The organism is Parabacteroides distasonis (genome assembly GCF_004793765.1).
Lineage (GTDB): Bacteria > Bacteroidota > Bacteroidia > Bacteroidales > Tannerellaceae > Parabacteroides > Parabacteroides distasonis_A.
In genome coordinates this window covers 82408-105374 of record NZ_SRYM01000004.1, presented here as the reverse complement: position 1 = coordinate 105374, position 22967 = coordinate 82408, and the positions used below count along the sequence as shown (strand labels likewise).

Below are 22967 nucleotides of genomic sequence, written 5' to 3'. Positions count from 1 at the left end.
TCATCTTCTTTGGCAGGCGCAGACTTTCTTTTCCGCACCTAAAATAGCAGTTTCCTCCGGTCCGTCCTCACCCGGCTCATAGAAGAACAAGTTCTTCGAACCCTCTTCTTTCCAATGGAGCAAGATCGGATCGATAAATTTCCAGCTAGCCTCCAAAGCGTCGCTACGGGCATACAGGGTGGAATCGCCCAGCATGGCATCCAGCAACAGACGCTCGTAAGCGTCGGGAAGATAGCTCTTCGAGAGGGAATCGTAGCGGAAGTCCATGCTGACTTGTTTCACCTCGAAACCGGCTCCCGGCATTTTCAGCCCGAACTTCAAGGATATACTCTCGTTCGGTTGGATACGGATGGTCAATTTATTGCAGGAGCCTCCCGAACATTGACCGACAAATAGTTGATGGGGCGTAGACTTGAAGTGGATCACTACCTCCGACGACTTCTCCGGCAACTTCTTTCCCGTATAGAAATAAAAGGGCACACCGCTCCAGCGCCAGTTATCGATAAAGAACTTCATCGCCACATAAGTCTCGGTATTCGAGTCGGGAGCTATGTTCTTCTCCTCCCGATAACCGATATATTGTCCACGGACAACCATCTTATCCATATCCGGCACCGTATACGGACGTATGGAGCGGAATACTTTCACAATCTCGTCACGAATCGGTTCCGGCTCGAATATAGAGGGAGATTCCATGGCGATAAACGACATCAATTGCATCAAGTGATTTTGGATCATATCCCGCATCGCCCCGGCTCCATCATAATATTTGCCCCGGTTCTCCACCCCCAAGGTCTCGAAGGCACTGATCTCGATCGAATCTATATAATTATGATTCCACAACGGCTCGAAAATACCGTTTGAGAAGCGCAATACCAAGATATTCTGCACGGTCTCTTTCCCCAAATAATGATCGATACGGTAAATCTCTTCCTCATGGAAGATATGCCGTAAATGATCGTTCAACTGGCGGGCGGACTCCAAGCTGGTGCCAAACGGCTTCTCCACGATGATCCGCCTGAAACCATCCGGAGACTCGGCCTTGTTCAAACCGCTCTCCAACAAACATTGCGGAACGATCTCGTACATCACCGGCGGGGTAGCCAAGTAATAGATGATCTTATCCAGCAAGTCGTGTTTCTCTTGTAAGAACTCGATGCGCTCACGCAGTTTGTAGTATTCATCGGCGTTCGTGGAATCGAAGGCGACGTAATAGACATTTTTCAAGAAATCATCGATCAAGCCCTCGTCGTAGGTCTTTCCCTTCTGTGCCTCCAAAATATGCGTATGCTGCTCCGCACGGAACTCCTCATCACCATAAGCGGTGCGGGCGGCTCCCAAGATACAAAAGCGGTCGGGCAGCAAGCCCCGGACATATAACTCGAACAAAGAGGGAAGCAACTTGCGACTGGTAAGATCGCCCGACGCCCCGAATATAACTAATAATTGATTATCTGCTTTCTTCATGCCTTTATACGTTATAAGTTCCAGAAACCGTCTTTCCTCCCTCACCCGTCCAGTTGGTATGGAAAAACTTACTACGCTCCCAATCGACCCGCTCATAGGTATGAGCCCCGAAATAATCCCGCTGGGCTTGAATCAAGTTAGCGGCTGAACGCGGTGTAGACAGTCCATCGAAATAGCTCAATCCGGAGCTCATCGCCGGCAAAGCCACTCCATGCAAGGCACCCTCGGCGACCACTTGCCGCCAAGCCAACAAGGAAGACTCGATCTTTTGGATAAAGAAGTCATCGAACAAGAGATTCTCCAGATCCCGGTTCTTCTCATAAGCTTGAGTAATCTTCTCCAAGAAGACAGAACGTATGATACATCCCTTCCGCCAGATCTTGGCGATCGTGCCGTAATCCAACTGCCAGTCATACCGCTTGGAAGCTTGGCGCAACAAGGAGAATCCCTGTGCGTAAGAAACCAACTTAGCTGCATACAAGGCTTGCTTGATCTCTTTCTCCGAGATCAAGGTCTGCCCCAACACGCCACTTTTCGGATAAAACAAAGATGCTTTTCTCCGTTCTTCCTGCATGGAAGAAAGCATACGGGCATAAACAGCCTCGGTAATCAACGTCAACGGATCATTCTCGTCCATAGCGGCGATAGCGCTCCATTTACCGGTACCCTTCTGGCCGGCGGCATCCAATATCTTATCTAGCAGATAGCCCTCCCCCGCCTCGTCCTTGAAGCGGAGAATATCGGCCGTAATACCGATCAGGTAACTATCCAATTCTCCCTTGTTCCAATCCCCAAAGATATGCGCCAAGGACTCATTATCCAGATCCAGACGATTCTTCAACAAAGAATACGCCTCAGAAATCAATTGCATATCCCCATACTCAATACCATTGTGTACCATTTTCACGAAATGGCCGGCCCCACCCGGACCGATCCACTGGCAACAAGGCGTCCCATCGTCCAGCTTGGCGGCAATACTTTGCAAAATATCCTTTACCAGAGGCCAAGCGGCAGGCGAGCCACCCGGCATCACGGAAGGTCCATACAAGGCACCGATCTCGCCTCCGGAGATCCCGGTACCTACAAAATACATCCCATTAGACTCCATCTCCTTCACCCTGCGTTCCGTATCATGGAAATCCGAGTTACCACCATCGATAATCACATCGCCGGATGATAAATAAGGGATCAATTGAGCCATCAGCTCATCCACCGGAGCACCCGCTTTTACCATCAGCATGATCTTGCGAGGAGCCTCGATAGACTCAACAAATTCCTGTATCGTATGAGTTCCTATAAAATTCTTTTCTTTTCCACGACCGCTCATGAAGCGGTCTACCACGCCTTCCTCTCCCGGAGCCGTACGATTATAAACGGATACGGTGAACCCCTTGCTTTCCATATTTAACGCAAGGTTCTCGCCCATCACGGCCAAACCGATTAATCCAATATTTGATGTTTTCATATTTATGTTTTTATTTTATTAATCCAAATAGATCATTTAAAGCCTCACTCATCGACGGATGGGTGAATATCGAATCCCGGAGGAACGTATAATCTTGCCCGAGACGCATCGCCAAACTAACCGTATTTATAACCTCGCCGGACTCGGCACAGAATAAGGTACAGCCTAAGATCTTCCCAGTATCCGCATCTACCACGGCTTTCAGCAATCCTTCCGTCTGCCCAATGGTACGGGAACGAGGCATAGCGGTGGCTGGCAGGCTGGCTATCTTTATATTTTTATCCATCTTACGGGCCTGCATCTCGTTCAACCCGACATGGGCCAACGGAGGATCAATGAATACGGAATAAGCCACAGCTTCCCGATCATCCAAATTCTTGAAATTCATCTCACGAAGCAAAGAAGTCAGTTTCTCCTTGGCGAGGATTGCCTGCTTAAACTCCTCTGCATATTGCTCGAAGGTAGAAGGTCTACGATACCCTGTCACTTGAGCGGAATGGACAAGTGCTTTTGTCGGTATGCAGCCGATATTAATACAAGAGCCTCCGTACATACCTGCCGAACGCTCCACCACGGCTACATCCCATCCATGGTTGGCCAAATCCGCCGCCAAGTTTTTTCCACCTTTCCCAAAACCAATAATAATCGCATCGTACTTTTTCATCTCTGACTTATCTTCTTTTCGTTAGACATTAAAATAACATTCGTTTTAACCTAATTGTTGCGAATTCCATACCGCAAAATCGCTCCAGCCCCTATTTTACAAAATGGCTGTAACTTATAAGTTTAGGCATTTTTCCCGAGCTGATCGGGATTATTTGTATGCTTATCAGCTTGGTTACCTTGATTCCTCAGTGCAAACTCATCTTGATTAAGAAGGAGGATGGAAAAAACGCAAAGACTACAACCGGGCACTCCCCTAAAGAGTTAGCCAAGAAACACCAATTATCAGATAATCTTTATCGGATACAAATCAAGCCCAGATTCCGGATTGGAGACAAAAAATTGCATGAATTAAACGTTACGCAGACTTATAATCTCTTTATTCTGGAGATACGCCGGCGGTCGTCTTCCCAAGGGCGTTTCCGTAATGTGGAGGAGGCTTATAAAACGAGTAATTGGGAAAGCATAGTCTTGATCGCTGGTATTTATATTACCTTATATTATTCCCATTCTAAACATTCGCACACGTATTTTAGTTTTATATTTGCAGTTTGTAAAACAGGACAAGAATATTTATGGATATACCGTTTAAACCGATCAGGTTAGAAGACAAAGAGATTATAACCTCATTTACATTTCCCAGTAACTATCGCAATTGTGATTTCTCATTCGCAAACATGTGCAGTTGGCGTTTCTTATATGATAGTGAACTCGCCATCGTGGATGGCAATTTATTAATTCGTTTTATGATCGAAAACAAGAGCCGTTTCGCCTATATGATGCCTGTCGGGAATGGAAATTTAGCGGATGCCGTCCATTTGCTGGAAGAGGATTCCTTAAAATATGGACATCCACTCTGTATGTTTGGTATCACCCCCGACGCCAAGGAGCAACTGGAAGGCGTACTTCCCGGAAGTTTTTTCTATATCCCGGAACGGGATTATTTCGACTATATTTATTTACGGGAGGATTTAGCAACCTTACGGGGTAAAAAATATCAATCCAAACGTAATCATATCAATAATTTCAAGAAACAATATTCGTACGAGTATATCCCTATCACGCCGGATATCGTACCACAATGCCTGAAACTGGAATGTAAATGGTATAAGGCGAACAATGAGGCTAATGGAGAGGAAGAGCTTAATGACGAACGTCGCTCCCTCACCTATGCCTTGCATCATTTTGACAGTCTAGGTCTGGTCGGTGGTGCTCTCCGGGTTGATAACGAGATTATCGCTTTCTCTTTTGGGGCACCTATCAATCATAATACGTTCGGGGTTCACGTGGAGAAAGCGGACGTGAATTTCGACGGTGCCTATACGATGATTAACCAAGAGTTCGCTTCTCACCTTCCTGAACAGTATACGTACGTGAACCGGGAAGAGGATCTCGGCATACCGGGGTTACGCCAAGCAAAACTTTCTTATCAACCTATCATACTACTAGAGAAGAGCGCCGTAATTAAAAAGCAATTTACGCAAACTAAATAAATTATGGACAAGAAACAACAAATCGTAAACTTATGGCGTACCTGTTTCAGGGATTCCGAGGCATTTATCAGCCTTTATTTTGATCGTGTTTACAAGGACGAGAACACAATGACCATCGAGAAGGATGGTAAAATAGTATCTGCCTTGCAGATAGTTCCTTATACGATGACTTATTTGGGCAACGAGATCTCGGTAGGCTACATTTCCGGGGCGTGCACGGCTCCGGAAGAAAGGGGGCAAGGGCTTATGCGAGAACTCTTGCAAAAGACATTCGAGGAAATGGAACGGCGTGAGATCGCTATCTCCACCTTGATCCCTGCCGATCCTTGGCTATTCGACTATTACAGAGAACAGGGTTATACCGAGGCATTCGATTACTCCGTGGAAACGTATATCCGCCCGAATACGCCGGTTCAACTCCCAAAGATAACGGTTATCCAACCGGAGGTACCAACAACTGACGAATTGTTCGCTTATTTCAACCGCAAATTACGTGAACGCCCTTCCTGTATCTTGCACTCGCAAGATGATTTCTTCACGATACTTCGTGATCTGCAATTAGATAACGGGGGGATGTACACGGCCTTAGACGAGAACGAGAAGGTAGTTGGCATGGCTTTCGCATTGACTCTTGAGGCAGATACAGTGCCGTCCGGTAAAAAGCTTCTTATCAAGGAGCTTCTTTATGACTCGGAAGAGATCAAGGAATTACTATTGCAAGAGCTTACCCAGCAAAATAACGTATCACAAACGACGGTCAATACCCCTCCCATCCCTCCAAGTACCTTACCTATGGGTATGGCCCGCATCATCGATACGAAACGCATGATCCACCTCTGGCTATCCAAACAACACGAAAACCCCGTCTCCAAAAAAGACTTGGAGCAAATGGATAACCAAACGCTCACACGACAGCTGATGGGTTATCAGGGGAGAATGGCTTATATGAGTTTGATGCTGGATTAATGCCTAAAATAAAACACGGAATTTTCAATCCAACTGATAAATCTTCAGCTTATTGTAGAGTGTCTTCCGGTCGATGCCCAATAACTGAGCCGCACGAGTCTTATTATTGCCGCACTCTTGGAGGGCCTTACGGATAAGGTCACGTTCATGCTCCACGTTCTTAAGCTGAACGTTGGTGTGCGAAGAGAGGTTCTCCGTCAGTTCCTCCGGAAGTTCCTTGCGGGTGATGTATCGACCAGTCGCCAATAAGGTAGCGTACTTGATAACGTTCTTCATCTGCCGCAGGTTACCCGGCCAAGAATAGGATTGGAACAATTGCATGGTATCATTGTCGAAACCGATGATATCTTTCTGGAGCTCGCTATTCGCCAGATCGAGAAAATGATTGGCAAACAATAGCAAATCCTCTTTTCGCTCTTTCAAGTCCGGGATACGGATCGTGAACTCATTGATACGATGGTACAAGTCCTCGCGGAAATCTCCTTTCTCGATCGCCTGCCGCAAGTTCTCGTTCGTCGCAGATATCAAGCGCACGTTGATAGCAATCTCCTGATTGCTCCCGATCGGCTTTACCTTGCGCTCCTGTAGAGCACGCAATAACTGAACCTGTACCTCATACGTCAGGTTACCGATTTCATCCAAAAATATCGTACCGCCTTGAGCAGCCACAAACGCCCCAGTCTTGTTCTCGATCGCCCCCGTAAAAGAACCTTTCACGTGGCCGAAGAACTCGGAAGCCGCCAATTCTTTAGGGATAGCACCACAATCCACGGCGACAAACGGAGCCTTGCTACGATTACTTTGTTCGTGGATCCGACGGGCGATATACTCCTTACCGGTACCGCTAGCACCGGTCACCAATACGGACATATCCGTCGGAGCTACCAAACGTACATGTTCATAAAGCTGGCGGGCTGCTTGGCTCTGCCCTTCGATATAAAGATCCGGAGCCGAGGGAACCGGGGTTCTCGCCGGAGCCTTTTCTTCCACGTACATAAGTTCCTTGATCTTTCCCAGCAATTCATCCGGGTTTAACGGTTTGGCGATATAATCTGCCGCTCCCAGTTTCATCGCCTGAACCGCGGTTTGTATCTCTGCATAACTGGTCATCATGATAAGGGGTAAGCAAGGATGGGTACTTTTCAACCATTTCAACAAGTCGATCCCGTCGCTATCCGGCAGGCGCAAATCCGATATAACTAAATCGAACGCCTCCTCCCCCAGCCTCCGTTTAGCATCAGAAACAGAGGACGAGGATCTTACAACAAACCCTTTCTTACCCAGCCATGTAGTAAGCATCAGGGAAAAAGTTATATCATCTTCAACGATTAGAATCGACAGCATACCCACTCAGATTATTTATAGTAACCACAAAGGTAAATAAATAAAACGAATCAAGAAAACATCCACGTAGCTTTACGCCATACTCCCTCGAAAGGGCCTTGTTTATGATGGGCTAACCACCAGTGGCAAAAACCTAGCTGGAAAATGAAAAGAAGGATTCCTACGACGAAGCTGGCGGTCGTTCCCAGATCGTCATACAGGGATAAACCGTATCCGAAATAGATGAAAGAGCCTACCATCGATTGCGTGAGGTAATTCGTCAAACTCATTTTCCCGTAAGGTACAAGCCCGTGAAGCACCTTATGAGGTACCTTCCACTGCCACAAGACGATAAAGGAAGATACCAATATACACATGAACGAGAAATTACGCAAGGAAGACACGATCGTACTCATCGGGCGAAACTCTTCGGTACGCTCCAGCAAACCGGGTAGGGAAAGGGACAAATAATAGAGGGGAATGAAACAAACTACCCCGATAACAAAGGTCCTTGTCCAAAACGTCCGGTGTTTCTCTAGATTGACAAACAACCTCTTGCGCCCCAACAACATACCCAGCATAAAGAGAGCCGATGTCTGGAAGAAACGTCCATAACTCCAAGCCCAGAGAAGACTATACAGCTGCCCGTCCCACAGATTAGACTTGACCATTTCCCAAAAGCTGGTACCTTCCATATACGGATAGATCCGCATACAGTGCACAAGCCATTGTTCCTTGGATGCCACATATTCCGGATGCATCAGGGCATACATGAATTTACCCCACTCCATAGGCTGTAGCATCAAGACCACAGCAATCGCCAAGACCACCTTATTACTCAACTTGCAAACCGATATCAACACGATACCCAAGATCGAATAAAGCACCAAGATCTCCCCTGGGAAGAACGAGGCGTTGAAGCAACCGATAAAAAATAGGAGCACCAACCGCCAGAAGAAACGAAGCCGAAAATCCTTCCCTTTCCTCGCTTGGTTATCAAACTGGATAAAAAAGCTAAAACCGAATAACAGGGCGAAAATAGCATACGCCTTCCCGGAAAAGAGGAAGAACAAAGTATCCCATACCCCTTTATCCAAGGCTTTCATAAAATCGGTAGTAGCCTCAGGAAAATTATACAAGTTAAAATGCTCGATATTATGCAATAGGATAATAGCCATAACGGCAAATCCTCGTAATGCATCGACCACCTCGATACGAGGTCGGGATTGTAGTACGTGTTCCATGATATGATTCAGTAGATTTTATTATTTCGTGGCAAAAGTAACGAAACTAAATAGAAAAAGCATCCTCGAAAGGATGCCTTTTTCTTTTACAGACTTAAATTGAATACTCAGGACTTAATCTTTCGCCATGAATAAATTCATGACTTTTGTTTTTAACGGTTTACAATGTAGAAACGCCCACTTACGATTTCATTAAATAGATAGCGAATATCGTGCCAAAGCCGGTGAAACGCACGATAATGAATATCTAACTACTTATTATTTAACAAGTAACAGATAAATTTTGTTTCTATAAAGTAGAATTTTATTTCAAAAACGTGGGAAAGGCATTCCACGGATGGGTATTTATTCCACACCGGATTCCACAAGATTATCCGATGGCGGACTCCGCATCCTTCACAATAGCAAACGCTTGCTCGATTACCTCGCCCAGTAGGTGGTACCAGCCGGAATCAGTCAGCTCCTCATCGTTCTTCTCCAAGATCCGCAGGTGTTGCACCAAAGAATTGGCCCCCAGCATCGTGAACAGGGGAATCAACTTATGAGATATCCGGGAGGCTTCCTTCCTGTCTTTTCCCTCTAACGCTTCCCGAAGCAAGTCGATACTCTTGCGGGTTTCCTCCGAGAAGGTTTTCAGTATAGAGGCTGAAGCCTCCGGATCCTCTCCGGCGAAAGCGGTCAACGAAGAGAAATTCAACTCGCTCCTTGCCTCCAGACGGAGTGTCAGCAACTCATTCAGCAAGGAGATTAATTGGGCGGCGGTAAACGGCTTGTTCAAGAAACCCGTGAAACCAGCCTCCAGATAATGGTCGTGCTCCTTGGCGATACTGGCGGACAGGGCAATCACTGGGATCTTATCCGTTCCAGGAATACCAGACGTACGTATCTGCCCCAGTAAATGATAACCATCCAGCGTCGGCATCTGTATATCGGTAATAATGGCGTTGAATACGGTGTTCCGCAATAGTTCGAGGACATTATGCGGATTCGTACAACCGACCACCTGCACGTGACTCTGCTTCAAGAGTTCCTCCGTCAAGGCCAGTTGTAGAGGATCATCATCTACCAGAAGGCAATAGACATCTTGCCCCTCAAACAAGGGTAAAGCCTCGGCCTCACCAGCATCCGGAGCCTCCATCGTTACGTCCGGCAAAGATTGGTTATCGGCCAAGGGAAGAGGTAACAAGATCGTGAAATCACTGCCTTTCCCCGGGGTACTATCCAAAGCAAGCGTACCGTTCATCAAGGACAGAAGCTTACGGGTGATAGAGAGACCCAGACCGAAACCTTCTGCCTCTTCCGTATCGGCAAGGCGGGTAAACTCCCCGAATATCCGCTCTTGTTCCTCTTTCGGGATGCCCGAACCGGAATCGCTGACGGTAATAGACAGTTGATAATGGGCAGTGGACAGTTTCTGTAGGGAGACAAGTAAAACGACTCGCCCCGCTTCCGTAAACTTGATAGCGTTGGATAAGAGGTTTCCTACGACCTGCCGGATACGGATCGGGTCGCCCATATAAACTTGCCCTGTCTCCTCCGGTTTCAGGTTCAAGACAAACCGCAAGCCTTTCGCCTCCGCTATCGGCAGGAAGCTAGTATAGATCTCATCGAACAAGGCTGGGACACGGAAGGGAACGCTATGTACCTCCATCTCGCCGGACTCCAACCGCTGGAAATCCAACAGGTCGTTCACCAGAGAAAGGATATGATCCGAGGAACCTTTCATGTTCTCCAAATAATATTGCTGACGCTCGTCCGGATGGCGTCGTAACAAAAGCTCAATATATCCGATGATGGAAGAGAGCGGAGCCCGTATATCGTGACTGATCGTCAACATCAGCTTTTCACGGCTTCGCAATAAACTCTCGGCAACCTGTTTCGCCTTTTCCAGTTGTATACGGTAATATTTACTTCGTGAAATATCCCGTGAGATAAAGAAGAGGAACAGAGAGGCGATTACCACGGAGACGATTGCGATTCCGGCGATCAAATGGGAGGTCTCCCTCAATAGTACCTGCTTCTTATAGACCCTTTCTAGCGATACCTTCATCTCCTCCTCCTCGATATTACGGAGCATCTGGTTGATCTCCCGGGTAATCACGCTATTGTTATATCGTAAGTTAGAGGCCCTTTCCAACAACTGATCCATCAGTTGTTGCCGTTGCCAAGCCACACTGTCTTGGATGCTTTTCAGCACGCTGACAATCGTGTCGGTTGGATTATAAGCGTTCACCAACGTATCGATGACGATCTCCCGGGTTGTGTTCACCACGATGCTGGTATCTTCCTTGCCGGGAGAGAACACGTCAGCCAAACGCTTAAAGAATCCCCGCTTCTTACGGGGAACTACCACCGTATCTTGCTTGACCTCTACCCGCTCTTGCACCTGCATCTCGTTTACGATCGTATCCCGGACAGCAATTATTTTCTCGATATTCTCCGTATAAAGACGCTCCGTGTTCGCTTCCTGCCAAGTCTCAAGCAAGCGACGGGTATTCCATCGCTTACGCTCCAATAGTATGTCGATCGTATCTATTTTTAGGAGTTGCATGGAGTCCGTCACCAAGGTCCTCAACGAATCCATATTATTATGGGCCTTATTCAACGTATGATTGAAGTGGCGGAACTCGTTCTGGGGCATGCCTACCAACTGCCCCAATGCCTCGCTTTCATAGAGCAGGGAGAGCGTATTGGTGACCAAGTACACCTTCCGGCGTGCCTGATGATCCGGCTCGTCCTCTTCAGCCACTTTCTCTACTATATTATAAATGTAAGCGACCGAGCAGACCGCAATGGTAATCAGTAAAATATATCCTAATATCACCTTGCTAGTAATATGTCTGCTTTGCTCTTTCATATACGGTTGAAATTAGCCTAATTCCTATCATAAGCGATATCCCATTTATCCATCATCTCAAAATCCTGCTTTTTTAAGCCGACTTTCCAAAAAGGGATCGGGTCGTCATGGTCTCCCAAATACATACGGTCACGTACCTTGAAGGCACGATTCGTTAAGGCAAACGTGGAATCGGCCACAGGAGTCCGCACACCGGCTATATCAAGCATCGTATGGAATACGCTGTTCGTGCTAACCGGATAAGTCTCGTGTGCCTGCGCTTCCAGATATTTCTGGGGATACGACTCCCGGTAAGCCTTCGAGAACCAGATCACATAAGGAATATGCAACTGATAATAAGTCGGTATCGGAGAGGCATGCAAATAACGAGCTCTGGAATCATCGAAGATATCCTCGCCATGATCGCTTAAGTAAAGCATGGACGCCGGGGCATCTGTCTTCGCCAGCATATCTGCGATTTCCCCCAACACATAATCCGTATAGTGGATGGAATTATCATAAGCGTTCCGTAACTCCTTTTTATACGAGGCACGGATTCCCTCCGCCTTATCCGGCGTATAGAAACGGAACTCCTTCGGATAACGTTCATGGTAATTGAAATGTGAGCCATAAGTATGCAGTACCACGAAAAGATTACCGTCCTCTTTATCCAACTCCTTCTTTAGATAAGGCAGGATTGCCGCATCGTGCAAGGAGGTCAGCGTAGAGCCCGTATTAAACGCACTCATATCGATAAAAGTATCCGCCTCCCGGTAAAAAGCGCCGATCATCGAGGTCGTTAGTTTCTGGTTGGCGATCACGAGCGTACGGAAACCGGCCTCCTTGAAAGCAGTTACGATACTTTTCTCGTCGTAAAGGACTCCATAATTCTCGGCACTGGCAGCAGACAAGATAATGGGGACACTCTTATGCGTATTATTCGATTGCGTCACTACATCCGTAAAATGCACCAATCCGTCTAAAGCTTCCATACGGGGAGTCGTCTTGCGCTCGTACCCATAAAGGCCCCATTCCATGGCACGGGAGGTCTCTCCCACTACCAAGACGTAGATCTCCTGTTTTCCCTCAGCTTGTTCCAGCTTAGTGGCGTCGAACTTAAAGTCGGCGGAAGTAATATGATACTTACGGTTCCTCTCCGCCTTATTTATGGCGAAGTATAAATTGTATAGGGCGTTAGCCGGATACACATCGTCCTTCCACGAAAATCGGTGATCTTGCAAAGGAGACAGGAAGCAAAGAATCAAGCCCATGACAAACATGCCTAAGCTGATCTTGGCCCATTTCTTCCGGAAAGAATTTCGCAATTTCTCTTTCTGCCGTATCGAACGATAAGCGAGTATTAGAGTAGGTAATGTATAGAAAAAGAATACACAACCGATCACCAGAATGATATTCCCCAATAATTCGCTAGCCTCGGAAGCGTTTGAGCTGGTAAGGTTCAAATACATATCGACCGCTATCACAGACTGCCCGAAAAGATACAGAAGCACCAACTGTCCCCCATCTAATATAACCTTCGGCAACAGGCAACAAACCATGATTCCCGGTTTACGAGCCACTAACAAAACACCCATCCAAAAGGCTAAAGGTATCAGCAACGATACGATACCAACCGTGACAGGAAGCGGTTCCGTAAAAAAGAACACACCGTTGGGGATGATAAATAACAGGGCAAATAAAAAATATAAATGCTCCTGTAAGGATATCCAGCGTATTAACTTTGTAAAATACTTCATTCAATAAAACTTTGCCAACTCTCAGTCATTACTCTTCTCAACGCATATCCAGAACCCGAAATTCCGGTAATTGGCAAAGATAGGCGTTATTAAACACATACAAAGCGTATTATACACAAAAAATGTTATTAGCATTCATAACTTCTCCTTCATCCGTCGCCAATACTCATTCATAGAACTTTTCACTTCATTATGTAACAGCAAGATACCAATCAAGTTCGGAAACGTCATCAAGGCCATAGTGATACCAAATAATGTCCAAGCAATAGTAGTATCCTTAAATGAAGTCAAGAAAAATCCGACAATATAAATTATGTGGTAGACACGGAATATCTCGTTCCCCAAAGTTAGGTCACCGACCGATCACCGTAATAAGACCATAAGGGATAGTAAGTTGTTCAACTCTTGCATCATCAGCCTACATTTTTTAATAATGATATCGCAAGTTAAGAATAACAAAACAAAAAGCAACATTACAAGCCTTTGTTTTTCATTTTAGACTTACAAGATTGCTTTTTTACAATCAAAAAGACACTACTACACAATAAGATTATATTTATCTCCTATATTTTCTGGAGGATAGCAATAAACTCATCATTCGTAATGTCTAGCTCCGACTCTTTGTAATTGACGTAGTCCTCAAAATAGTCACTGGCGATATCGGCTACAATCTCTCCTCCGTCCAAGCCATACGAGGAAACTAGTTTCTCCACCTGGTTACGTATCTGGCGAATCACCTGTAAACGATCCTCATAACGATCCGGCTTCTCCAAATCGGTGACATGCTCATTCCGAGCGATCAAGTAAACTACCATATAAAATTTCTCCACATTCCCGAAAATAGGGACAAACAAGGCTTTCTTCTCCTTAGGCAGATCTGCCAAAAACTGTTGTATCTTTGTCATAACTTTTATACTTTTACCTACATAAAAAAACAATATACTTTCGTGCAAAAGTATATTGTTTTTATCGAGTCTGTTAAATGATTGTATGTTTCTTCGTAAAGTCCAGAATCTCATCAATATAGCCAAAAGCCAATCCTGTTACCGTATCCGCACAGCCATAATAGATAGCGATACGTTTCGTCTCCGGATCATACAAGGCAGCGCAGGGGAAGACTACGTTCGGAACGTCTCCCATACACTCGTAATCCTTTTGCGGGGATAACAGATAAGGCCCAGAACGGAATTTCACTTTCCAAGGTTGCTCCAAATCCAAGATAGCGGAACCGAAGCTATACACATACCCATTGCAAGAATGAAGCACGCCGTGGTAAATCAACAACCAGCCTTCGGAAGTCTCGATAGGGATAGGGCCCGCACCAATCTTCATGCACTGCCAAGCACTATCTTCGAACGCAGCCGGAGACATCACATGGCGATGCTTACCCCAAAAACACAGATCCGGAGACTCGCTATAGAAAATATCACCAAACGGAGTATGACCGTTGTCGCTCGGACGGCTCAGCATAGCGAAGTTGCCGTTAATCTTACGAGGGAACATTACGCCATTACGGTTAAAAGGCAGATAAGCATTCTCCAACTGATGGAAGGTCTCAAAATCAAACGTGTAAGCCACGCCGATCGTCGGGCCATGATAACCGTTACACCAAGTCACGTAGTAACGATCCTCGATGAAACATACACGGGGATCGTAAGCGTAAACAAACTCACCAATCTCCTTGTCATCACACTCAAACTCGAGTTTCGTCTCGGAGATATTCCAACGAATGGCATCCGCACTAAAACCTACGTGCAAACGCATCCGGCGATTCGTATCGTCGCAACGGAACACACCGGCATAACCACCCTTGAAAGGGACAACAGCACTGTTGAACACGCTGTTTGATGTCGGAAGGATATCACGAGGAATCACCGGGTTCTTTGAATATCTCCACAATACTTCTTTGCTACCCTCGGGACGATCTTCCCAAGGCATATCAGGCAGCGGAGCGCCTACGATTTTCAAATTATCCATAACTAATCCTATTAAAATATTACTGTACTAACTTATTACCTTTATCGTCATACGTGAACGGTACGAAATAGGCTACCAAGAACGAAGGAATCATCGCCAGCAAGGTCACGATAAAGAAATACTTGTAACCTAGCCAGTCGCTCACGAAACCGCTCATCATTCCTGGAAGCATCACCCCAAGATTCATGATACCCGAGGCGAACGCATAATGCGCCATTTGATGCCTGCCCGGAGCAACCTGTTGCATCATGAACAACATCAAGCCCACGAAACCGAATCCATAGCCAAAGTACTCGAACACGATGGCGGAAGCGATAATGAAACCATTATCCGGCTGGAAACACGCCAAGAACGTGTATACCAAAAACGGTATGTTGAAACAACAACAAAGCGTAAACAATACCTTCCGCAATCCCTTGGCCGAGATATAATATCCACCGAGCAAAGAGCCCAACACAAACGCCGCCGCTCCAAACGTACCATAGTACAAACCGATCTCTTGCTCCGTAAGCCCCAATCCTTGATCAACTACCGGAGCTTTCAGGAACAAAGGTACGATCTTTATCACAAACCCCTCGGCAAAACGATACAATATGATGAAACAAATATACCACACGATATGCTTCTTCGTAAAGAATTCCTTGAAGACCAGCCACAACTCAGCCAAACTCTCCTTCAACGAATGTTCTCCGATAGCGGCTTTCCCGCCCGAAGGCAGCATCTTCATATGATAAAAACCAAGCAGGATCATGATTGTACCGCAAAGCAACATAACGATCATCCAAGCGTATATCACGGCCTCTTTCTCCAGCCCTATCCCAGTAAAATATTGCATCATATAACCTGCCAGATAGACCAAACCACCCGTAGCTACGATCTTCGCCAAATTGTAGAACGCACCTTGCCAACCGATATATTTGGCTTGATCCTCCGGCGAGAGTTCTTTCATATAAACACCATCTGTAGCCACGTCATGCGTAGCTCCGCTAAGCGCTATAATACCTAATAAGGCGATAGATAGAGCGAAGAAACTCGGCAAGTTTAACGCCAAAGCCACTAAACCGAATAAGCAACCAGACAACAACTGGGTCAATACGACAAAGAATTTCTTGGTACGATACATTTCCAGAAACGGGCTCCATAAAGGTTTTAAGGTCCAAGGCAACATGATAACCGAGGTCCATAAGGCAATCTGGGCATCTGATATATCTAGCCCCTTAAACATGAGTACAGTAACCATATTCAGCACTACAAATGGTAATCCCATAGCAAAATAGACACTAGGAACCCAAGTTACAGGGTTTTGACGTTTAGTAGCATTCGTGTTTTTTTCTTCCATGCATTATTTAGAATTTAGGTGTACAAAATATAATTAATAGTCCGGATATATCTTTAATCGATCGGACAAATAGAAGAGATCATCCCGAAGGTGGCGTTATCATTCAAATCCCAGACCATCTTTCCAGCTCCGTTTATCTCGATCAACTGAGGAAAATGTCCTTTCGCCGCCTCTCCGTCATGTCCTTGCCAGTTACAGATATATAAACCACCGTCCCGTTTAGGGAGTAGTTGGGCGACAAAGAAGAGCTGAGCTCCCTCTATATCGTTTGCGTTCATCTTACGAACGACCTCTCCGGTCTCGAAATTCAGTTCGATGAAGCAATGGGCATCACCGCAAGCGACCAGATAATTACCATTATCCAACGCAGCTACGCTAAACGGGTTACCGTTTACTTTCACGCTTTTCAGCAATTGACCGGATGGGGATATTTCCTGGATCTCGGAGGTAGCAAACAAGGGCACTAGATAATTGCCTCGCTTATTCTTGTTTACTTGACGGAATTGTGCATGGGGTTGCTCAATTTGGGTATCGAAATCTGTTTTCGACAGGATCTCTCCTTTTGCGTTCACTTCCATGATCGCAGCCGGGTTTCCACACCACGCCAATAAATAATTACCGTTGGGAAGTACACGGGCTGTCTGCATCTCACAACCTTCTGGAGCGGAGATATTCCAGACCTCCTCATGATCCCGGGTGATTAGCTTCGCCCCTTTCGAATAGGAAAAAAGGATATTCCGATCGGGAGTAACAGCTACGGAATTACATTCCCATCCCTTTTCCAAAGGATGCTCCCATTCAATTCCTTTCGTGTTCTTGTTTACGATGGCGATCTTGTCCCAACCGGAACCGCCTAATAAAAGATGATGCGACGCCTCATGGCATGCGGAACATACGAGTAGCAAGCATGCGGATAATATAAAAGTATAGATTTTCATGGTTTAATATTTATATAAATAAACAGGGGCAGGTAAACCCTACCCCTGCGACTGGATTATTTCGCTAAGTCACAAAACAATTCATATCCCTGATCGGGCGTGATACCTTGATGCACGACCGCATGAACCGCTTGGATCATGGCGACAGGAGAAGTACTCTGGAATACATTACGTCCCATATCCACGCCAGCCGCACCGTCGTTAATCGCATTATAACATAATTCCAACGCCTCCTTCTCCGGTAATTTCTTACCACCGGCGATTACCACGGGAACCGAACAAGCGGCAGCTACCTTCTCGAAACCCTCGCAATAGTAGGTCTTCACGATATTAGCGCCGTTCTCCGCACAAATACGGGAAGCCAGACCGAAATAACGAGCGTCACGAGCCATTTGCTTACCAACGGCGGTAACACCCATTACCGGGATATTGTAACGGCTAGCCTTATCGACCGCCTTATATAAGTTAGCCACTGTCTTAGCCTCATGCGCCTCATCGCCGATAGCCAACATAACCGCCATGGCAGAGACATTCATACGGATAGCGTCCTCTATATCGATCAATACATTATCATTCAAATCAGTAAGGATAGACGTTCCAGCATCCGAACGAAGACAAATCGGCTTCATCGTATTCGCCGGAATCGTAGATTGCAGGATACCACGGGTACACATCAAGCAATCCGCATATTCAATCAAAGGAACGATATTCAAGTCGATACGCTCCAGACCGGAAGTCGGCCCCATGATGAAACCATGGTCGAAAGCAAGCATAACCGCCTTGCCTGTCCTCGGGTTGAAGATACGGGATAAACGGTCTTTCATACCCCAAGGTAAGTTCTCGGCCCCCTTCACATGGAAACTCTGATTCTCACAATTGATGCCTAAACCGAAGTCCGCACCTTCTCTCAAATCATCTAAATCTGCCATATTTATTATTCGTTATATATTTATTTTGTAAAGACGGGGCGTGGCCCGTCTTACGGTTTATTATTTTAAAACGCCTCTGCAAATGAAGCAAACATGCAGCTCCAAGAAGTAGCCCCACTATCAGCGAAACCAATCGAACGCTCACCATAGTTACGGGCACGGCCAAAATTAGCTTTCATTGGTACCGTAGCCTCCGCTCCCTCAAGCGCCGCTTTAGCGCCAGCATTCAAGACTTCCTTGATATCATCCGATGTACAAACCTGCATAGCCTCCACCGCCGGAATCAAGGCGTCCATCATCGTCTTGTCACCTCGTTTCGCTTGGGTTTGTTGTTGTACATTCGCCAGACCACCGGCAAACATAGCTTTCACGCCCGCAGCATCTAACTCAGTTCCCTCGGCATGGTCGCCCATACCCAAGAAGAAAGCGCCGAGCAAGGTACTCGTCGATCCGCTCACTTCCATCATCACGTCCATACCCATATCACCAAGCATCTGCTTGAACTCCGTTCCGGACTGAGCGCTTTTATTCACGGCTGTCATAGCGGCAACGATAGCGGTACCATGATCACCATCCCCGATTACGGCATCCAATTTAGAGAATTCCTCCTCACGTGCCTTGATTTGTTTCAGCGCATTGTCTAACATGGCCTTGAAGGCCTCGATAGTAAGTTGTTTCATATATATATTTATTTACCTAGGGTTGTCCAATAAGGTGCGTCCGCACGTTTGTTATTCAAATAATCGATATGATCCTCATCCAAAATAGCTAGAATCATCTGGAATCCGGCCTGCTCCTGTACGGTCAAGATCTCTTGAATACGACTTGCCACCACCTGTAAGCCACGAGCCTCTAATTCCTTATAAGCCTTACGGAAGACGATATTCAATTCCATATGGGTAGTAGCGCCTACGCCGTTAATGATCAACAACATCTTATCACCAGCTTTTGGCTGTAACTGCTGGCAAAGCAAGTCTATCATCTCCGCTGCCGTATCATCGGCGGATACCAACGGTTTCTGTCCACCGCCACCTTCGCCATGTTGGCCCATACCGATCTCCATGATTCCATCAGGAAGATTCGTGATCGTTCCTCCGTTCTGGGGATGCGTACAAGAACGCATAGCGACAGCTAAGGTAGCCACGTTCTTATTATAGCGCTCACCTATCTCAATCAACTCGTCTAAAGACTTCCCTTCCTCGGCGGCGGCACCTAATATCTTATACAAAGGAACACAACCAGCCAAGCCACGGCGGTCGTCTACATTCGCCCCGATACCTGCGCTGATATCATCATGCGTAAGTAATTTTTTCACCTTAATCCCTTTACGAGCAGCCAACTGGCAAGCCATATTAGCACTCATCACGTCGCCGGAATGGTTCAATACGACCAGCAAGATCCCAGCCTCACGATCCATCAATTGCAGTGCCTGAAACAAACGTTGGGCACCCGGAGCGGCGAATACGTCACCCACGACGGAGCAATCCAACATGCCCTCTCCTACGAAACCGCTCAAGGCAGGCTCATGACCGGAACCGCCTAAGGTAACGATCGCTACTTTATCATTGCCTTTCGGGTTAGCACGTACGACGATATTCTCAGCCGCCAACTTTACCTGATTCGAATACGCAAATACATAGCCTTCCAATAACTCTGCCGTAATATTCTCAGGATCATTTATGAATTTTGTCTTGATGTCTGACATGGTATTATCCTCCTTTAGATTTATGAATTTTGATTTACGAATTATTTTAGTTCCATGATCTCGATAGCGATACCTTCTTCCTCAATGAAAGCAATCGTCAAGTGTTCGTCGCAAACAGCCGGACCGAAGATTACCTTCTTACCTTCCAACTCTTTTTCCAAACAAGGAACCGTATAAGCGATATGGCCATTGGTCTGTACCAACTCCGGTAGGCAGCTGCCTTTCTCGAATTTCAAGAACTCGATCCGGTTCGGACTCTTGCTGTAATCCGTCAACCATACACTCAGGCCTTCGTTATAAACCGCCCCTTCTTTACTTTCCGTAGTGACAATTCCTACGTGATTAAATGTTCTCATGATCTATTCAATTTATAGTTAGACAATTATATTATTAAAATTCGTTCTGTTCCGATAGGATATAAAGCCAGCTCCCAATACTAGGATGATCGACAGATAAAGATAAATAAATATCCCGTTCACGTTGTCATTCTGGCCATAGGAGTGCATGCCACTCAAGAAATAATTCACGCCGAAGAAAGTCATCAACACCGAATAGAAGGCCAAAATAGACGTGAAATTAAACAGCCACAGGTTATTACATTTCGGTATCAAGCGAAGATGCGTCACGATCACATATATCACCATCGTAATCAACGCCCACGTCTCCTTCGGGTCCCAGCCCCAATAACGTCCCCACGACTCATTCGCCCAGACCGCTCCCAAGAAAGTACCGATCGTCATCAGGGCCAACCCGATCCAAAGTGACATCTCGTTCACGATACTCAATTCCCGTACCCGGTCTTTGAGCATCACGCTGTTCTTCTCCCCGCTTACGCTCATCATCACCAGATTCGTCAAGCCGATCAGACAGCTAATGCCGAAGAAACCGTAAGCCCCCACGATAACCGCCACATGGAACATCAACCATGGGGATTTCAAGACCGGAACCAGCGGATTGATCTGCGGGTCCATCCAACTCAAGCCGGACACAAACAAGATGATCCCCCCGAATAAAGTAGCCAACGCAAACGTAAGAGTACTCTTGCGTACGAACAACAACCCGGCGAACACCGTAGCCCAAGCCACATAAACCATCGTCTCGTACGAATTGCTCCAAGGGGCGTAACCTGCGATATACCACCGCATTCCCATCCCATACATATGGAAAACGAATACGGCCAAAATGCCCAGACTCAATACCCAAGTCGTATAGGTAACCCATTTTTCCTTCTTGAATAAGGCCACGAAAGCGAAGACTAGCAACAAGCCTCCCAAAATCAAGTACCCTTTCTTACATTGCCGGAATACATCCATTTGATTATATTTAATCTCGGCCTGTATTTTCTCAGGGCGAATGTCTACCGTCTTATTCTTGGCTTGCTGATACGTATGGATCATTCCGATCACCTCGTCCGCTTTCTCCCAATCACCGCTCTTCAACCCTTCCTGTACCTCCGATAAATACCAACCCATAATGTGGGTAACGAACATGGAGTCCTTTCCAGAAAACGCCGATAAATCATCGCCCGGCGCATACCATTTGTGATCCGGGTCGTCCTCTTTCGGGAAAAGGTTTAACATCTGGTAATTGATCAATTGATGGAAGATATTTACCTGCTCATCCAGCTTGATCAAGTCTTTATCGAAGCGGGTACGCTCCGCTGGCATTTTATTGTAGGCCTCTTCCAGCTTCTCTTGCAATTTATAGCGTCCGTTACTATCGAATACCTCTATATAGGCGCAATCCTTATCCGTAAGGTCGTAATAATTAGCCAGCTCACTATTAGACAAGGCGATAAACGGCACCCGGACCCACATATCCGGCATAGCCAAGACACTCAACAAGAACTGATCAGAGTTCAAGGAACCGAACTGATCCGATTTATGCAACTTTCGAAGTACCTCGGAAGAGAATGTATTGATTGGTAACATACGTCCGCTTACCGACTGGATCGGCAACGCACCGAACTTAGAGGCATGTTCCGGACTTATCGTATATTTCTGTATGACTTCCTTCATCTCGGGAGCAGCCGCACCTTGCGCCCGCAAGCCTCCTACGAAAAGAAGAACCGCAACTAACAGGATCGTTTTACGAGCGCCCGATCTTAAATCTTTCAACAGTCGACTTAATTTCATGAAGCGGGAGTTTTTACCTACCAAGCAAAGTATGAAGCCGATCACTAAAATCACGTAGCCGGTATATGTAATATTCCTTCCGGCCACATCTCGATTCACGGAAAGTACCGTACCTTGCTCATCCGGATCATAGGAGGCTTGGAAGAAACGATAGCCTTTCACGTCTAATACATTATTCATATATACCCGGGCATGGCAAGTCTGTCCATCTACATGTACCAGCAACTCACTCTCATAAGCGGAGGGACTGGCAGAGCCGGGATAGCGGGTTAAGGTAAATTTCACGAGTTCTACGCTAAAAGGAAGCGTATGATAGAGAGTCTGGTCCGAGGTACGGATCATGATACGATCGCTAGCCTCTCCCTCACGCAGGTGAAGGATTCCTTCCTCGCCGAAAAGGTGGGAAACAAGGGTGCCCAGAAGGATGACAATAAAGGCGGCATGGGTGACCATCAATCCCCATTTACGCCGCTTAAGTAACTGGTGCTTGATAACGATAGCCACGAAATTAGCTACCAATAAGAATTGGAGTAAGAAAAATACAGGAGAATAGTAAATCATCGCTTTAGCGGCGGCAGTACCATGATACTTCTCTATAAAAGTAGCGATAGCCAAGCCAAAGGCGTAGATCAATAGAAGGACGATAGTCGTCACGGAAGAAGAGATAAATCTTTCTAGAGTTTTCATTTGCTCATTTATTAATAACACTGATGCGACAAATGTACGCAAA

Annotated in this window: 19 protein-coding genes; 2 read left to right on the top strand and 17 right to left on the bottom strand. The window is 46.2% G+C overall.

The window, feature by feature from the left end; genetic code table 11:
- From zwf to E5342_RS02465, 3 genes are read right to left on the bottom strand one after another with little or no spacing between them, the layout of a single operon-like run.
- Positions 1-1467, bottom strand: a complete 1467-nt coding sequence (gene zwf / locus E5342_RS02475; protein ID WP_135958756.1) for a glucose-6-phosphate dehydrogenase — start codon at positions 1465-1467, stop codon at positions 1-3.
- 4 nt (positions 1468-1471) lie between these two features.
- Entirely contained in the window at positions 1472-2932 is a 1461-nt protein-coding gene (gene gnd, locus E5342_RS02470; protein WP_135958755.1) for a decarboxylating NADP(+)-dependent phosphogluconate dehydrogenase, read from the bottom strand.
- Between the two features lie 10 nt (positions 2933-2942).
- Positions 2943-3596, bottom strand: coding sequence for an FAD-dependent oxidoreductase (locus E5342_RS02465; RefSeq protein WP_135958754.1), 654 nt, complete (start codon positions 3594-3596; stop codon positions 2943-2945).
- Positions 3597-4170: 574 nt separating this feature from the next.
- Here E5342_RS02465 and E5342_RS02455 point away from each other — a divergent pair.
- Both E5342_RS02455 and E5342_RS02450 read left to right on the top strand, forming a co-directional pair.
- On the top strand, positions 4171-5088 hold the full coding sequence (locus tag E5342_RS02455) for a DUF2156 domain-containing protein (protein ID WP_135958753.1): 918 nt from the start codon (positions 4171-4173) through the stop codon (positions 5086-5088).
- Positions 5089-5091: 3 nt separating this feature from the next.
- Entirely contained in the window at positions 5092-6054 is a 963-nt protein-coding gene (locus E5342_RS02450; RefSeq protein WP_135958752.1) for a GNAT family N-acetyltransferase, read from the top strand.
- A gap of 24 nt (positions 6055-6078) precedes the next feature.
- Here E5342_RS02450 and E5342_RS02445 read toward each other — a convergent pair whose 3' ends face one another.
- From E5342_RS02445 to ccsA, 14 genes are all read right to left on the bottom strand, one after another.
- Positions 6079-7398 carry a sigma-54-dependent transcriptional regulator gene (locus tag E5342_RS02445; RefSeq protein ID WP_121735747.1) on the bottom strand — a complete coding sequence of 440 codons (1320 nt, stop codon included), beginning with the start codon at positions 7396-7398 and terminating at the stop codon, positions 6079-6081.
- 50 nt (positions 7399-7448) lie between these two features.
- On the bottom strand, positions 7449-8621 hold the full coding sequence (locus E5342_RS02440) for a DUF418 domain-containing protein (protein WP_121735748.1): 1173 nt from the start codon (positions 8619-8621) through the stop codon (positions 7449-7451).
- Between the two features lie 370 nt (positions 8622-8991).
- Positions 8992-11478 carry an ATP-binding response regulator gene (locus E5342_RS02435; protein WP_135958751.1) on the bottom strand — a complete coding sequence of 829 codons (2487 nt, stop codon included), beginning with the start codon at positions 11476-11478 and terminating at the stop codon, positions 8992-8994.
- Positions 11479-11495: 17 nt separating this feature from the next.
- Positions 11496-13214, bottom strand: coding sequence for a phosphoethanolamine transferase (locus E5342_RS02430; protein ID WP_135958750.1), 1719 nt, complete (start codon positions 13212-13214; stop codon positions 11496-11498).
- Positions 13215-13349: 135 nt separating this feature from the next.
- Complete coding sequence (locus E5342_RS19570) at positions 13350-13505, bottom strand: alanine:cation symporter family protein (protein WP_246867044.1); 156 nt, start codon at positions 13503-13505, stop codon at positions 13350-13352.
- Between the two features lie 272 nt (positions 13506-13777).
- Positions 13778-14119: a hypothetical protein gene (locus E5342_RS02420; protein ID WP_121735768.1), complete on the bottom strand. Its 342-nt coding sequence runs from the start codon at positions 14117-14119 to the stop codon at positions 13778-13780.
- Positions 14120-14192: 73 nt separating this feature from the next.
- Positions 14193-15191 (bottom strand): glycoside hydrolase family 130 protein, encoded by a 999-nt coding sequence (locus E5342_RS02415; protein ID WP_121735751.1) that lies wholly within the window; start codon positions 15189-15191, stop codon positions 14193-14195.
- Between the two features lie 19 nt (positions 15192-15210).
- Positions 15211-16530 carry an MFS transporter gene (locus E5342_RS02410; protein WP_135958749.1) on the bottom strand — a complete coding sequence of 440 codons (1320 nt, stop codon included), beginning with the start codon at positions 16528-16530 and terminating at the stop codon, positions 15211-15213.
- Between the two features lie 53 nt (positions 16531-16583).
- A complete protein-coding gene (locus E5342_RS02405) occupies positions 16584-17468 on the bottom strand; it encodes a WD40 repeat domain-containing protein (protein ID WP_121735753.1) in 885 nt (294 codons plus the stop codon).
- Positions 17469-17524: 56 nt separating this feature from the next.
- Positions 17525-18397: a 3-hydroxy-5-phosphonooxypentane-2,4-dione thiolase gene (lsrF, locus tag E5342_RS02400; protein ID WP_121735754.1), complete on the bottom strand. Its 873-nt coding sequence runs from the start codon at positions 18395-18397 to the stop codon at positions 17525-17527.
- 65 nt (positions 18398-18462) lie between these two features.
- Entirely contained in the window at positions 18463-19077 is a 615-nt protein-coding gene (locus tag E5342_RS02395) for a DAK2 domain-containing protein (protein WP_121735755.1), read from the bottom strand.
- A gap of 8 nt (positions 19078-19085) precedes the next feature.
- Complete coding sequence (locus E5342_RS02390; RefSeq protein WP_135958748.1) at positions 19086-20102, bottom strand: dihydroxyacetone kinase subunit DhaK; 1017 nt, start codon at positions 20100-20102, stop codon at positions 19086-19088.
- A 41-nt stretch (positions 20103-20143) separates the two neighbouring features.
- On the bottom strand, positions 20144-20458 hold the full coding sequence (locus E5342_RS02385; RefSeq protein WP_005857750.1) for a hypothetical protein: 315 nt from the start codon (positions 20456-20458) through the stop codon (positions 20144-20146).
- An 18-nt stretch (positions 20459-20476) separates the two neighbouring features.
- A complete protein-coding gene (gene ccsA, locus E5342_RS02380) occupies positions 20477-22924 on the bottom strand; it encodes a cytochrome c biogenesis protein CcsA (protein ID WP_135958747.1) in 2448 nt (815 codons plus the stop codon).
- Between the last annotated feature and the right edge of the window lie 43 nt (positions 22925-22967).